Origin of the sequence: Clostridium sp. YIM B02506, from assembly GCF_022324845.1 — a bacterium.
In the GTDB taxonomy this organism is placed as follows: domain Bacteria; phylum Bacillota; class Clostridia; order Clostridiales; family Clostridiaceae; genus Clostridium_T; species Clostridium_T intestinale.
Genome location: NZ_JAKGTG010000002.1, coordinates 53604 through 68090, shown reverse-complemented (window position 1 = coordinate 68090; position 14487 = coordinate 53604). Strand labels below are relative to the sequence as shown.

General features: G+C 30.2%; 22 protein-coding genes. 19 read left to right on the top strand and 3 right to left on the bottom strand.

Annotated elements, in window-relative coordinates:
• Positions 1 to 118 precede the first annotated feature (118 nt).
• From L1S49_RS02140 to L1S49_RS02050, 19 genes are all read left to right on the top strand, one after another.
• On the top strand, positions 119 to 1159 hold the full coding sequence (locus tag L1S49_RS02140) for a MarR family transcriptional regulator (protein ID WP_238902364.1): 1041 nt from the start codon (positions 119 to 121) through the stop codon (positions 1157 to 1159).
• Positions 1160 to 1336: 177 nt separating this feature from the next.
• Entirely contained in the window at positions 1337 to 1555 is a 219-nt protein-coding gene (locus tag L1S49_RS02135) for a DUF3791 domain-containing protein (RefSeq protein ID WP_238902363.1), read from the top strand.
• A complete protein-coding gene (locus L1S49_RS02130) occupies positions 1552 to 2031 on the top strand; it encodes a DUF3990 domain-containing protein (protein ID WP_238902362.1) in 480 nt (159 codons plus the stop codon). Before L1S49_RS02135 ends, L1S49_RS02130 begins: the two co-directional genes overlap by 4 nt.
• 2 nt (positions 2032 to 2033) lie before the next feature.
• Positions 2034 to 2276 carry a hypothetical protein gene (locus L1S49_RS02125; protein ID WP_238902361.1) on the top strand — a complete coding sequence of 81 codons (243 nt, stop codon included), beginning with the start codon at positions 2034 to 2036 and terminating at the stop codon, positions 2274 to 2276.
• Between the two features lie 114 nt (positions 2277 to 2390).
• A complete protein-coding gene (locus tag L1S49_RS02120) occupies positions 2391 to 3008 on the top strand; it encodes a class I SAM-dependent methyltransferase (protein WP_238902360.1) in 618 nt (205 codons plus the stop codon).
• A gap of 32 nt (positions 3009 to 3040) precedes the next feature.
• Positions 3041 to 4117: a serine hydrolase domain-containing protein gene (locus L1S49_RS02115; RefSeq protein ID WP_238902359.1), complete on the top strand. Its 1077-nt coding sequence runs from the start codon at positions 3041 to 3043 to the stop codon at positions 4115 to 4117.
• 23 nt (positions 4118 to 4140) lie between these two features.
• Positions 4141 to 4653, top strand: a complete 513-nt coding sequence (locus L1S49_RS02110; protein WP_238902358.1) for a hypothetical protein — start codon at positions 4141 to 4143, stop codon at positions 4651 to 4653.
• A gap of 6 nt (positions 4654 to 4659) precedes the next feature.
• A complete protein-coding gene (gene fosX / locus L1S49_RS02105; protein ID WP_343073967.1) occupies positions 4660 to 5106 on the top strand; it encodes a FosX/FosE/FosI family fosfomycin resistance hydrolase in 447 nt (148 codons plus the stop codon).
• 18 nt (positions 5107 to 5124) lie between these two features.
• Positions 5125 to 5496 carry a nuclear transport factor 2 family protein gene (locus L1S49_RS02100; protein WP_238902357.1) on the top strand — a complete coding sequence of 124 codons (372 nt, stop codon included), beginning with the start codon at positions 5125 to 5127 and terminating at the stop codon, positions 5494 to 5496.
• Positions 5497 to 5513: 17 nt separating this feature from the next.
• Positions 5514 to 5813 (top strand): hypothetical protein, encoded by a 300-nt coding sequence (locus tag L1S49_RS02095; protein ID WP_238902356.1) that lies wholly within the window; start codon positions 5514 to 5516, stop codon positions 5811 to 5813.
• An 83-nt stretch (positions 5814 to 5896) separates the two neighbouring features.
• Entirely contained in the window at positions 5897 to 6610 is a 714-nt protein-coding gene (locus L1S49_RS02090) for an AzlC family ABC transporter permease (protein WP_238902355.1), read from the top strand.
• The gene (locus L1S49_RS02085) at positions 6607 to 6912 is read left to right on the top strand and encodes an AzlD domain-containing protein (RefSeq protein ID WP_073019988.1); all 306 of its coding nucleotides are present in this window, start codon (positions 6607 to 6609) and stop codon (positions 6910 to 6912) included. Before L1S49_RS02090 ends, L1S49_RS02085 begins: the two co-directional genes overlap by 4 nt.
• Positions 6913 to 7013: 101 nt before the next feature.
• Positions 7014 to 7562 (top strand): GNAT family N-acetyltransferase, encoded by a 549-nt coding sequence (locus tag L1S49_RS02080; protein ID WP_238902354.1) that lies wholly within the window; start codon positions 7014 to 7016, stop codon positions 7560 to 7562.
• 143 nt (positions 7563 to 7705) lie between these two features.
• A complete protein-coding gene (locus tag L1S49_RS02075) occupies positions 7706 to 8467 on the top strand; it encodes a MerR family transcriptional regulator (protein ID WP_238902353.1) in 762 nt (253 codons plus the stop codon).
• A 62-nt stretch (positions 8468 to 8529) separates the two neighbouring features.
• Positions 8530 to 9261 carry an ABC transporter ATP-binding protein gene (locus tag L1S49_RS02070; RefSeq protein WP_238902352.1) on the top strand — a complete coding sequence of 244 codons (732 nt, stop codon included), beginning with the start codon at positions 8530 to 8532 and terminating at the stop codon, positions 9259 to 9261.
• Positions 9248 to 9991, top strand: a complete 744-nt coding sequence (locus L1S49_RS02065) for an ABC transporter permease (protein ID WP_238902351.1) — start codon at positions 9248 to 9250, stop codon at positions 9989 to 9991. Before L1S49_RS02070 ends, L1S49_RS02065 begins: the two co-directional genes overlap by 14 nt.
• A 243-nt stretch (positions 9992 to 10234) precedes the next feature.
• The gene (locus L1S49_RS02060) at positions 10235 to 10660 is read left to right on the top strand and encodes an HTH domain-containing protein (protein WP_238902350.1); all 426 of its coding nucleotides are present in this window, start codon (positions 10235 to 10237) and stop codon (positions 10658 to 10660) included.
• 78 nt (positions 10661 to 10738) lie between these two features.
• Positions 10739 to 11197, top strand: coding sequence for a DUF3888 domain-containing protein (locus L1S49_RS02055; RefSeq protein WP_238902349.1), 459 nt, complete (start codon positions 10739 to 10741; stop codon positions 11195 to 11197).
• Between the two features lie 80 nt (positions 11198 to 11277).
• Complete coding sequence (locus tag L1S49_RS02050) at positions 11278 to 11628, top strand: DUF2200 domain-containing protein (RefSeq protein ID WP_238902348.1); 351 nt, start codon at positions 11278 to 11280, stop codon at positions 11626 to 11628.
• 143 nt (positions 11629 to 11771) lie between these two features.
• Here L1S49_RS02050 and sufU read toward each other — a convergent pair whose 3' ends face one another.
• The 3 genes from sufU to sufD are packed head-to-tail and all read right to left on the bottom strand — an operon-like array spanning position 11772 to position 14485.
• Positions 11772 to 12194 carry a Fe-S cluster assembly sulfur transfer protein SufU gene (gene sufU / locus L1S49_RS02045; protein WP_073019981.1) on the bottom strand — a complete coding sequence of 141 codons (423 nt, stop codon included), beginning with the start codon at positions 12192 to 12194 and terminating at the stop codon, positions 11772 to 11774.
• Positions 12181 to 13401, bottom strand: a complete 1221-nt coding sequence (locus L1S49_RS02040) for a SufS family cysteine desulfurase (RefSeq protein WP_238902347.1) — start codon at positions 13399 to 13401, stop codon at positions 12181 to 12183. The genes sufU and L1S49_RS02040 overlap by 14 nt, the downstream gene beginning before the upstream one ends.
• The gene (gene sufD / locus L1S49_RS02035; RefSeq protein WP_238902346.1) at positions 13394 to 14485 is read right to left on the bottom strand and encodes a Fe-S cluster assembly protein SufD; all 1092 of its coding nucleotides are present in this window, start codon (positions 14483 to 14485) and stop codon (positions 13394 to 13396) included. Before sufD ends, L1S49_RS02040 begins: the two co-directional genes overlap by 8 nt.
• Between the last annotated feature and the right edge of the window lie 2 nt (positions 14486 to 14487).

The window sequence follows — 14487 nt, the reverse complement described above, 5'->3', positions numbered from 1 at the left end:
AATGTTGAAATTTCAAAACAGATTTATAATAGCATTTTTCTTTTAAAATAACAAGGGAAAAAAGTTTAAATTAATGATAAAATTACATTGAGAAACTTTAAAAGAAAAGGAAATAAAAATGAGAAGTAATAAGAAAAGTATAAAAAATACTCAATTAAAAAATCACTTGTTACATGTGCATAAATTTTATAACTTATCAAGATATCTATTTTTAAATATAGAGTGGAATTATAACAAATACGTAGAAAAAAATAATATTACACTACCACAACTTAGAGTGCTTTGGATTACAGCTCTTTTTCCTGGAGTATCCTTAGTAGAAATAGCAGAAATAGCTGGATGGGCACCTCCTACAGTAAGTAAAATACTTAGAAATCTTATAAAAAAAGAGCTTATAACTAATAAAGAAAATCAAAATAAAAAGAGCTATAACCTCTATGTAACGGAAAAAGGATATAAGTGTATAGAAGATAATCAAATATATAAAGGTGAAGAATTTCCTATATTTGAATTACAGAACCATATGAGTAACTTGGAGTTGGATTTCTTAAATTCACTATTTGAAGAAGTTGTTATAAATATGAACAAGAAGTTGGTTCTCAAATACATAGAAAGGATGAATTTGAGAAATTACAAAATACATATTGAGGATTTTGATAAGGAAGATAGAGATTTAATTCATAAATTAATCTATTTTTATAACTGTTTAAGAATAATTGTTTTGAATATAGAGAGTATTCATAGAGATATGCTTAAGCCTTTAGATTTAACCTATCCTCAACTTAGATGTTTATGGATTATAGAAGCATTTCCAGGAATAACATCTGTTGAACTAAGCAAAATAGCATACGTTTCCCCATCGACAGCTAATGTGATAGTTAAAAATATCTATAAAAAAGGATTAATAAGAAAAGAAAAATCTGTATATAAAAACTCCTTGTTTTTATACATAACTGAAGAGGGAGAGCAGTTAATAAAAGAAGATTTTAATGTTTCACAAGTTTATTTAAATATTTATAAATCTATAGAGATTATTGATGAAAATAAAATGATTAAAGCAAATGAGATATTAGAGAAAATGAATCAGATATTAAAAAACCAAATTGTAGATGAGTATCTTGAGAAAACATCTTTAATAATTAGTAAGCTTTTAATGTAAGTACTTAATGTAAGGAGGAATATGTCCTCCTTTTTATAATGTAAATTTTTAGAGAGAGCTATAACAATAAGAAGAGGGATATCTTATTGTTATAGCTTTGTTTTTAACAAAAGGTTATCTGTGTTTATAATTGATGGTATAATAAGTATATGAAATAAGTTATTGGAGGCGATGAGAATGAATGAGAAAGTATTAGAATTTACTATTTTCTGTATTGAAGGATTAGCGGAGAAGTTACAGATGGATGCTAAGAAGGTATATAAATTATTAAATATTGAATCTGATATTCTAAAAAATTATATTATCCCATGTTATGAGCCATTACATTCTCAAAGCAAAACATATATTGTTAATGACATAATAGAAGTTTTAAGAGAAAGGGGAATGATAAAGTGAGAGTATATCATGGATCCTATTGTATAGTTGATAAACCTGATATTTCTTTTTCAAGAGATTCACTGGACTTTGGAAAAGGATTTTATGTAACAAATATAGAAAAACAAGCGATTAGCTGGACAGATAGATTTAAAAAAAGAGGGAAAAAGGGATATATAAATATATATGAATTAAAATTAGAAAAACTAAAAGAAAAATTTAAGGTAAAAGAATTTTTAGTTTATAATATTGAATGGTTAGATTTCATATTAGACTGTAGAGATGGAAAAGATGGATATTTAAACTATGATATTATTATAGGTGGAATTGCTGATGATAGAGTATATAATACAATAGAATTATATAGGGATAATTTAATTGAAAAAGAAGAGGCCTTAAGAAGGCTACAATATTTCAAGCCTAATAACCAAATTTGTATAATTAATCAGAAGATTATAGAAAAATATTTGAAATATGAAGGAAGTAAGGAAGTGTAGTTATGGAAGCAAATAAAACTTTACTCCAGTCTTTATATAAGGAAATAATACTTGAGTTTTCAAAGGAGACAGGTAAGGATTTAGATGAAAGTATGGATTATTTTTATAAGTCTGAGACTTACGAATTGATTAGTCAAGGAGTGTCTGATTTACATTGTAGAGGATATAAATATTTAGCTCAAGAGTTAATGTTAGAGTATGGAATTATTAAACATAAAAGTTACCCAAATGATTTAGTTCATTAGAAATAAATGCACCGCAGGAGAATTAAAGGCTTCTAAGGTGCTTTTTGTTATTAAGAGGTGCTATTGTGTTGTAAATTGTATTATAATGGTATTAAGAGGAAAGAGAGAGATTTTATGTTTTTTGATGATTATGCTAAAAAGTGGGATACAGATAGAAGAATTAATAGAGCTAAGATAATAGCAGAAGAAATAGTCAATTCAATTGAGATAAATAAAGGATGCTCTGCTATGGAGTTTGGTTGTGGAACAGGACTTATAAGTTTTAATTTAGTTGAGAAATTTGAGAACATTACTCTAATTGATTCTTCAAAAGGTATGATTGATGTAGTGAAAGAGAAGATTGAGAAATATGAAGTGGATAATATGAAACCATATGCTATAGATCTATTTAATGAAGAGATAATAGAGAAGTTTGATCTTATATATACTTCAATGGTTTTGCATCATATTCAAGATATTGCTGGACTTGCAAATAAGTTTTATACTTTACTGAATGATGGTGGACAGGTTATCATAGTAGATTTAGATAAGGAAGATGGAAGTTTTCATAAAAATGAGCCAGGATTTAATGGACACAATGGCTTTGAACAAGAAAAATTAAAAGAAATTTTTATTGAAGTTGGTTTTAGAGATGCGGAATCTACTACATTCTTTTATGATGAGAAAAAAATAGAGGAAAAAAATATTAAATATTCTTTATTTATAATGAAAGCACAAAAAACACTTAGATAGTGAAAATTAGAGATATTTAAGGAGTTAAGGATATGAGAAACTTAGATAAACTTAATAAGATAATAGATGAGAAAGAAGAGAAACAAGAATTTTCAGGAGTTGTTTTAATAAACGAAAAAGGGGAAAAGATATTCAGAAAAGCTTGTGGATATGCAAATAGAGGTTGGAGTATAAAAAACACTTTAGATACTAGATTCAGGATAGCATCAGTATCAAAGATGTTTACTTCAGTTGCAATTCTTCAATTAATTGAAAAGGGACAGTTGGATTTTGAAACAAAAGTGGTAGAGTACTTAGATTTAAGAGATACAAAAATCTCAAATGAAGTTACAGTTGAGAACTTACTTACTCATACTTCTGGAATAGGCGATTACTTTGATGAAAGTTTAGGTGATGAAGAATGGGAAAAAATGTGGAGAGATTTTCCTATATATAAGATGAGAAGTAATTTAGATTATCTTCCTTTATTTATAAACAAGGATCAAATCAATAAACCAGGTGAAAAGTATCACTATAATGGGGCCGGATATATACTACTAGGACTAATAATTGAGAAAGCTTCAGGCATATCCTATTTTGATTATATAAGAAAAAATATTTTTGAGAAAGCAGATATGAAAGACTCGGATTTTTTATCATTGGACAAGGTTTGTGATAGAGTTGCTGAAGGATACGAAGTCATTAGAGATTCAAATAAAAATGTAATAGGATTAGAGAAGAATATCTACACCTCAACTCCAGATGGTGCAGCAGATGGAGGAGCAACTTCAACAGCTTATGATTTAGTGAAGTTTATACAAGCTTTAAGAAACAATACTCTACTAGGTGAAAAGATGAATAAAGAGATATTTACACCTAAGGTCATTGATGAAGAAGCGAATGGTGCTAGAGGGTATACTTGGATGTATGGATATGGCAACTCTTTTGTGTTAGACATAGAAGGAAAGAATATAATAAGATGTGGACATACTGGGGAAGAATACGGGGTTAGTTGTAGACTTTACTACTATCCAGAGAATGATATGACTGTGGTTATTTTGGCAAATCAAGGTTGGTGTGCAGGGACACTTGGATGGGATATTCATAATGCTTTGAGTGAAACTTATTAAAAGTTATAGGGGGAATTAGTTTTATGAAAATAAATAAGACTATAATTCTATTAGCAACATTAGGAGTGCTTTTTCTGATTTTGATTGGAAAGATTGATATCGGTGTATTATCGAAAGATAATTTAGAAAAAGATGCGCGTAAATCACATAAAATACAAGAGGATTGGATTACTGCTAGTAGTATTAATAAAGATATTGGGGCTTTTCTCTTTTATGATAAAGATTTAAGTAATTATACTTTTTCAATATACACAAAGAGAGAGGGGCTTTCTTTCGGATACTTTTTTCGTTATGGTGGAGCCTTACCAGAAGTTTCAGAGGGGATAGACAGATTTGATTATCCTGGGAAAGGTAGTGTTTTATTATCATTAAATAAGAGGAGCATATCAAAAATAGAATTAGGAAATGGATTAGAGCCAAAAGATGTAATAGATGTTGATTCAAGCAAGCCTTTTTCAATAATAATCCCAGATAATGTTGGGCAAATTAGAATTTATGATACTAATGGAGAGTTGATCCCTAAGAAAGATATATAGTAGAAAGTGGCTTTGTTAAAGGTTTTAGAATACAAGACAGAGGTGATTAAAGTGATTGAAGGAATTAGTCATATTACTTTTATAGTTAAAGATTTAGAACTTGCATCTACATTCTTTAGAGTAATATTTGATGCAGAGGAAGTATATTCAAGTGGAGATAAAACTTTTTCATTATCACAAGAAAAGTTTTTTAAAATAAGCAATCAGTGGATTGTAATAATGGAAGGGGAACCTTTGCAAGAACGTACATATAACCACACTGCATTTAAAATACCAGATGAAGAGTTCGATATTTATGAAAAAAGAGTACGTTCATTAGGGGTTGATTTAAGAACACCTAGAGCAAGAGTTGAAGGAGAAGGTCGTTCGTTGTATTTTTATGATTTTGATAACCATTTATTTGAACTACATACTGGAACTTTATCAGAAAGATTGTTTAAGTACAATAAATGAAGTTAAATGGAGGGTATTATGAAAGATAAACTTGATATTGTAAAAAGATATTTTAACTGTTGGATAAAAAATGACTCTTCAGTATTGGAAGAAGTTTTTGATAAAGAGATATTTTATAGTGAGTGTTATGGACCAGCTTACAAAGGTTTAGATCAAGTAGAAAAATGGTTTAAGGACTGGAATGAAAAAGGAACAGTACTTGTTTGGGATATCAAAGAACATGTAGTTTATGATGACATATTAGTGTGTCAGTGGTATTTTGAATGTGAGTATAAAGGAACAGTTGATGGATTCAACGGAGTATCATGGATTACTTTTAGTGAAGAGGATAAGATAATGGAACTTAAGGAGTATCAATCAAAGGTTCCGATATATTTTCCATATAATTAAATCAAAGAGGTTTTGAGATGTTAGCAGAGAAAAATGATAAAATAAAAAAAGCTTATAGTATACTTGAGGTTATAAGTAAAGATGATATAAAAAGAGCGGCTTATGAGGCTAGAGAAGCAGAACTTCACGATCAAATGACTAGGTTAAAGTCAGCTAGAGAAGAAGGAATAAAAGAAGGAATAAAAGAAGGAATAAAAGAAGCCTCAATAAAAAATGCGAGAAACTTCTTGCTGATGGGATTGGATTTAGATATTGTTGCTAAAGGTACGGGGTTAACTATTGAAGAAGTCAAAGCTATTAAAAATGAACTAAGTTAAAGCAAATAGTATTATAAGACTGCCATTTGGTGGTCTTATTTTTATGTTATAATAGAAGTGTTATTTTCAACAAGGAGGGGCAAATGGTGGAAAGAACTTATGAAGTTAAAAGTAGTTTTAAAGATGGAGTTATAACTTCAATACCTGTGGTAGTTGGATATTTTCCAGTGGCAATGGCTTTTGGATTGTTATCTAAGTCAACAGACATATCACTTTTAGATAGTTTTCTGTTTTCTGTGTTTGTTTATGCAGGTGCAAGTCAGTTTATGGCTTTAGACTTAATTAAAGCTAGTATTGGGACAGGTAGTATAATACTATCAACATTTTTACTTAATTTGAGACATGGAATGATGAGTGCATCTTTAGCCTTAAGGCTTAAGAATGTAAAAAGAAAGTGGATCTACTTTATTGCTTTTGGGGTAACAGATGAGACTTTTTCTATTTCATCACTTAAAGAGGGAGAACTTAATGTTCCATTTTTATTAGGAATGCAGGGAATGTCCTATGTATCATGGATATGTGGAACAATAGCTGGGTATTTAGTCGGAACTATACTTCCAGAATCTCTTCAAAGTAGTTTGGGAATTGGTCTTTATGCAATGTTTATGGCAATACTTATGCCAGAGATTAAAAAATCTAGTGGAGTTTTATTTATATCACTTATTTCCGGGGGAATATATTTTTTAATATCTTATTTTAAGATAATTCCAAGTGAATGGAGTCTTGTATTTACTATAATCGTTGCAACTCTTATTGGTGTGGTTTTAATAAAAGAGCCAGAGGAGGAAGCAAAATGAAAAGTTATTTAGTTCTTATACTTGGAATGATGTTAGTAACTTATATACCTAGATTAGTTCCATTAGTTGTTTTATCTGATAAACCTATTAATCCAATGGTTGAGAGATTTTTAAAATACATACCCTATACTGCATTAAGTGCACTTATAGTTAGAGGGGTTATGGAGTCAAAAGGAGAACTTTTAGTACCAACATTTGTTGGACTAGCTGCATCAGCAATATGTTCATGGATAAAAGGAAGTTTGATATTATCAGTTGCAGTTGGAATAGTTACTTCTTTAGTTGTTATAAGTTTGAGATAATTTTTTTGATAACTTGATGGGCCTTTTCATGGCTTGATGAAGTGAGTATTTAGTTTCATGTTTGATATCAAATATTAAGAGTAATTTAAGGGGGAGTTTTAATGGAATTTAGAGAAAAAGAAATAAAACTAAAAGATGGTACAACTTGTTTTTTAAGAAGTCCTAATGAAAATGATGCAGAAGAAATGATTGAATATCTAAAGATATCATCAGATGAAACACATTTTATGGTTAGATATTCTGAAGAAATTGATATTACAATTGATAAGGAAATAGAAATTCTTAAAGAAAATCTAAATAGTAAAACAAATATGATGATTGCAGCATTTATAGATAATCAAGTTGCAGGTAGTGTAGGAATAAACTGTGTAGGTAATCGTATTAAACAAAAACATAGAGCAGTGTTTGGGATTTCTATAAAGAAAAAGTATTGGAATAATGGAATTGGAAATGAGCTTATTAAAGAAGTAATTAATCAAGCAAAGGAAATTGGGTATGAGCAGATTGAACTTGGAGTGTTTTCTGATAATGACAAGGCAATTGCATTATATAAAAAACATGGTTTTGAAGTTTGGGGTAATGTAAAAAATGCTTTTAAACTTAAAGATGGGACATATCATGATGAAATCATAATGGGGAAAATGATATAGAGATTTGTGGGATTTGGTTGAGTTTAATGAAAATCATCCTATGTTTAAAAGAGTTAAATAAAATATTGAATGATAAAAAAGTATCCACTATATCACCAGACTTTATTATAGTTATATTATAATTATAGAATGGTGGTGATAAAATGAATACTTATAAAACATCAGAGGTTGCACATACTATTGGAATTCATCCAAATACAGTAAGGCTTTATGAAAAACTTGGACTTATTCCCAAAGCGGAACGAAAAGTAAATGGGTATCGTGTTTTTACAGATTTTCATATAGAACAGATTAAGCTCGCAAGAATTGCTTTAGAGGTTGAAGTTCTGCAAAAGGGTCTCAGAAAACAAGCTATTTCTATTATTAAAACTTCTGCACTTGGTAAGTTTAATGAGGCATTTTATTTAACTGAAGACTATATAGAGAAAATTAAAAATGAACAGAAAAATGCGGAAGAAGCAATAGAAATTACTCAAAAATTATTATCAAGTAAAGTTCAAGAAATTGGTACAAAATATTTTACTAGAAAAGAGGCTGCTGATTATCTTAATGTTTCAATAGACGCATTGAGAAATTGGGAAATGAACGGTTTGCTTAAGGTAAAACGAAAAGAAAATGGATACAGAGTGTATAGAGATGAAGATCTTAAATTGTTAAAGATAATACGTTCTTTGCGCTGTGCAAATTATTCTCTTTCAGCTATTTTAAGAATGTTAAATGTTCTAGACAGAAATCCAGAAGCTGATATTCGTAAAGTTATTGATACTCCAAAAGAAGATGAAGATATAATTTCTGTATGTGATAAGCTACTTACATCACTAAATTTTGCTGAAAAAAATGCAAAAATTATGCTGATTCAGCTTGATAAAATGAAAAAGCAATTTTATATAAACCATACACTTTGACACCAGACTTTGTTCTGGTGTTATTCTTTTTATGAAAGAAAAGAAGAGGAGGTATTAATCGTATGGAAGCAACAATTGAAGTTAAGGAACTATACAAGTCTTATGGAGATATTAAAGCAGTAGAGAATGTTAATTTATCTATTTACCATGGAGAAGTATTTGGATTATTAGGTGCAAATGGTGCAGGTAAAAGCACAACAATTGAATGTATTTTAGGAACAAAAAAGCAGGACAGTGGAAAAGTATCTGTTTTAGGAATGAACCCTGAAGTTCATAGGAAAAAGTTATTTGAAAGGGTAGGAGTTCAATTTCAAGAGGCTAACTATCAAGATAAAATAAAGGTTGGTGAGCTTTGTGAAGTTACAGCCTCTCTTTATAAAACAACACAGGATTATGGAGTTCTTTTAAAACAATTTGGACTTTTTGATAAGCAGAAAAACATGGTTAGTGAACTTTCCGGGGGACAGAAGCAAAGACTTTTTATAATTCTAGCTTTGATTCCTAATCCTGAGGTTGTATTTTTAGATGAATTAACTACTGGATTGGATGCTAAGGCACGCAGAGAGGTATGGAAGAGTCTATCAGAGCTAAAGAAGAAAGGGATTACTATCTTATTAACCTCTCATTTTATGGATGAGGTTGAAGTTTTATGTGATAGAATCATGATTTTGAAAAATGGAAAAAGTGTTTTTCATGGTACAGTAAGTGAGGCAATCAACAGAAGTCCATATGAAAAACTTGAAGATACTTACCTTTGGTATACAGATGAGGAGGAAGAAAATGAAAGCATTTAAAGCCTTATTTAAAACAGAATTAAAATTATCCCTAAGGGGAATGGATATGCTTATCTTTGCTATATTTATGCCTGTTGTTGTTATTGCTATATTGGGTTTAGTGTTTGGAAATAAACCTGCTTTTGAGGGGGCAGAATATACTTTGTTGGCTCAATCTTTTAGCGGGATATCAACTATAGCTATTTGTGCAGGGGGAGTTATGGGGCTGCCTTTAGTAGTATCTGATTATAGAAATAGAAAGATATTAAAACGCTTTAAAGTTACACCTATAAGCCCCGCACTTATACTAACAGTCCAACTTGTTATTTATGCACTTTATTCAATTACTTCTCTTGTTCTTATTTATATAGTAGGAGCAATGTTTTTTGATTATCAGCTTCAAGGTTCCTGGACTCATTTTTTAGGGGCATATTTTCTAGTAATGTTGTCTATGTTCAGCATAGGAGTGCTAGTAGGAGGAATTGCTCCAAACATGAAAGTAGCGAGTGCGACGGCAAGTTTATTGTACTTTCCAATGCTTATATTTTCTGGAGCTACTCTTCCTTATGAAGTAATGCCTGTAGCCCTTCAAAAGGTAGCGGATATATTACCTTTAACCCAAGGAATAAAACTTCTTAAAGCAACTTCTCTTGGATTGGCAGCAGATAGCGTTTTAATCCCAGCAACTTTGATGATTATTATCGCAGTTATATGTGTAAGCATTTCTATAAAATTTTTCAGGTGGGAGTAATTAATTTGATGGGCCCCTCATGGTTTGACAAACTGTGATGGGCCTTTTTGATGTTTTGATGAACCTGTTAGTTTGATAAGAGGATTATTGTTATGATTTGCAAGTAAAAAATGATATGATTATAGATAAGGATATAGGAAATAGTAATGGAGTAGCATAGTACTGTTACATGTGCATATAACTATGTTTTAAAGAAGTGTTGATAAAATAATAAGGAATAAATTAATAAGGGAGGGAATTAATATGGACGAGGTAGAAGTGATAACTAAGAAATCTACAATTGAAACATTAGGAATATTGATTGGAAAATATAAATTTAATATTGACGTACTATCAAAACTATTAAATGTAAAGAAAGAAGTTATTTTAGATAAAGATGAGAAAAAGCTATTTGAGAATTTTGAGGATTACGTTAGGATAACTAATTTAGTATTGATGCTTGAACTTATTGGTAAAGATGATGCAGATTTTAAAATAGGAGCATTTTTGCAAGTTTTATTAGATTATCATGATATTTCAGCAGAAACGATCTCATTAATGTCTGGGGTTAAGGAAAAAGAAGTTGTTGATTTAGTAGAAAATCCAGATTTAGTGCCATTAGAAAATAAATATAAAATAGCTAAAACCGTGATGAGCTTAAGATTTTTCTTAAAGGAGTTAGAGACATAGTTTTATTTCCTAAAAAGTTATTGATTTAGTATAAATCCACTGATAAGAGAAACTCTATATTATAGAATACTTTTGGGGGTGGGATTTTTGAAAAAAATTCTGTTTGGGATAAGCCTTTTAGTAGGAATAATGTCTTTTACAACTGAATGTTCTGCATACGAGTTATTAGTAGAAGAACCAATTCAGTTAACAGAGAATTCAAAGGAAATTATTTATAGAGACGTAATAACCTCATTACTTGTACCACATATACAAAAAGAAGTGAATAATTATTATAAGGAATACTTAACAGAAGCTCCAATGATATTTGCATATAGTGTTGATATAATAAGTGCTAAAAGGCAATATGAAACAGGTTATTTAATTGAGTTAGAAGTTATAGCACATCCATACGTTGGAGCACACAATACTGTTGGAGATGAAAGGCTAATAATTGAAACTGGAGGGCTTGGTTCTGTTGAAGTTAAGAAATTTGAACATATTAAAAGCTATCCTCTGCCAACCCATTTGCAAAACATAATAAAGAAACCATATTAAGTGAAGTCAATAGCAATTTTATTAAGTAATATTATTAAAATTTGAGATGGTTTTTATAAAAAGTTAAGGAGAAATTAAAAATGAAGAATTTAAAAATTTTCACAATGCCTTTTTCAAGGATTTATCCACTCTATATACAAAAAGTTGAGAAAAAAGGAAGAACAAAAGAAGAAGTGGATGAAGTTATTTTTTGGCTTACTGGGTATGATGAAGATTCATTACATAAGCAAATAGTTAATGAAGTAGATATGGAAACCTTCTTTAAACAAGCACCTCATATTAATCCAAATGCTTCACTTATAAAAGGAGTAATTTGCGGATATAGAGTAGAAGAAATAGAAGATGAATTAATGCAAAAAATCAGATATCTAGATAAATTAGTTGATGAGCTAGCTAAAGGTAAAACCATGGAGAAAATATTAAGAAAATAGAGAGTTCAGAAATTAGTTTAATAATGAATAGTTAAGAGTTAATAGTAATGGATGATTTTTGCGGAAGCAAAAAACTTTTATTAATCAAAAATTCCTAAGGAATTTTATCCATAACTCTTAACTATTCTCTTTTAACTCTTAATTTATTTGAGTGATTCCTTTAAAGTGTGCCAAGCAAGTACTGCACACTTTACTCTTGCAGGCATGTTTTGGATGTTTTGAAATACCATAGCGTCTTCTAGAGCTAGAAGTTCTTCTTCATTTGTGATTTCACGTTTTATCATGGAGATAAAGGTTTCTACTAAAGATAAAGCTTCTTGTTTGCTTTTACCTTTGATTAAATCTATCATGATAGAAGTTGAAGCTTGTGATATAGCACAGCCGCTGCCTGTAAAAGCCATATCTTCTATGATATCTCCATTAAATTTTACTGAAAGTGATATCTCATCTCCACAAGAAGGGTTATGACCTCTTTCTGTTTTGTCTGGATTTTCAAGTTCTCTTTTATTTCTTTTGGAGCTGTTATGTTCCATTATAAGTTCTGTGTATAGTTTACTCATGTCCATGTCCAAATAACCTCCTTGCATAGTTTAAGGCATCTACAAGTTTATCAATGTCAGTTTTTTCATTATAAATAGATAAACTGATTCTGTTGGTTGCATTTACTCCTAAGTATCTTAAAAGTGGTTGAGCACAGTGATTACCAGCTCTTAATGCTATACCTTTTGAATCTAGTATGGTAGCTAAATCATGAGGATGGATATCATCAACTACAAATGAAACAACACCAACCTTATCATGGGCCTCTTTTGGGCCTATTATTTTAACGTAGGAAAGAGAATTAAGTTTTTCATGAGCATACTCTAAAAGTTCTTGTTCATATGTGTGTATATTTTCGTATCCTATAGTATTTATGAAATTTATTGCCTTAGTTAAACCATAAACTCCTTCTACATGTTGAGTTCCTGCTTCAAACTTATGAGGAACTTCATCAAAGGTAGTTTCTTGCTCATATACATATTCAACCATGTCACCACCGTACATAAATGGAGGCATTTCATCTAATAGTTTTTTATCTGCACATAATACCCCTATACCCATTGGGCCAAAGATCTTATGAGGAGAGAAGGTATAAAAGTCAGGAGTATATTTAGATAAATCAGTTTTTATGTGAGGTACTCCTTGAGCTCCATCTACAATAACTTTTGCGTTAACTTCTTGAGCCTTTTTTATTATAGCTTCTATTGGATTTATAGTTCCAAGTACATTAGAAGCTTGACCTACTGCTATTAGCTTTGTTTTTGAAGTTATCTTTTCATCTATCTCTTCTTGAGTTATTTTATAGTTATCATTAATGTAAAGATATTTTAAGGTTGCCTTTTTAACCTTAGCTACATGTTGCCAAGGAATTAAGTTAGAGTGATGTTCTGTTATTGAAACAACAATTTCATCACCTTCATTAATAAAGGTTAATCCATAGGAATAAGCAACTAGGTTTAAAGCTTCAGTGTTATTCTTAGTAAATATAACCTCATGAGAGGAAGGCAGGTTAAGTAGTTCCTTAACCTTGGCTCTTCCTGCTTCATAAATGTTAGTGGAGTCTATTGAAATGCCGTAAGCACCTCTATGAGGATTGGCATTGGATTTATGATAATATTCATTTAAAGCTTCTATTACAGTATAAGGTTTTTGACTTGTTGCTGCCGAATCAAGATAGATTAGATTTTCATTATTTTTAATTAGCGGAAATAAATCTTTATAACTGTTAGACATTTTTAAGTTTCTCCTCTATAGAATTAATTAAATCTTCTCTTAAACTCTCTGGCAGATTATTTATAATTGGTGTAAAGTGAGCTAAAATGAGTAACTTTTTACTTTCTTCTAAAGATAAACCTCTACTCATCAAGTAGAATAGAGTGTCTTCATCTATTTTTCCTGCAGAAGCTGCATGTTCTCCTTGCACATCATCTTCCCTACATAAAAGTAGTGGAATTGAACTGTTTCTAGCTTTAGGGGAAAGAAGCATAACATACTCTTCCTCTTTTCCTATAGAACCTGATGCACCTCTCTTAAAGTCTAATGTACCTCTAAAGATTTTTTTACTTTCATCTAGTAGAGCACCTTTGGAGTTTATTACTCCTAAAGTTGACTTTCCTCTTTGAATAAGAGAGTAATTGATGTCTATTATCTTTTTGCCTTCACCTATATAAAGAGAGTCTAAACTAGAGTTAGAGTTTTCTCCATTTAGGTAAGAGTAGTAGCTAGAAAGTGAGTTAAGTGAGCCTAAGTCTATAAAACTATAATTAACTTTGGCATCTTCTTCAAGTATAGATACAGAAGATGTTAAGTTCACACTTTTGCTATTTAATCTTTGAAGTACAACTACATTTACTTGTGAGTTTCTTTGTGCATAGATCTTAATTAAAGAGTTAGCATAGTTAAACTCATCTTCAGTTGAGTCAAGACTTACTATAACAGTAGCAGTTGAACCTTCTTCAGCTAAGATGAAGTTATTAGCTACAAGAGTTGGACTTTTAGAGTCTAACTTGTAATTAACTATGATAGGTTCTAAAACTGACTTCTTTATATTTAAGTAAAAGCTAGAGTTAGCTTCCTTGTTAACTTGATTAAGTACTCCTTCAGAAACTCCATAAGTTTCTCTTTCAAAGTCTAGAACTTTAGGAAAGTTTTTAGAAGAGAAGTCTAGATTGTAAGAGTCTGCATCAACTGATTCAAAGTTGTGTTTAAAATCTGTTATAGTTGGAACCTCAACGTCTTTTAAAGAAACATTGTTTATTCCAAGCCATCTAAAAGTTTTTACTGGTATTTCGTTTAAGTTAGTTAATTGTAATGACATTG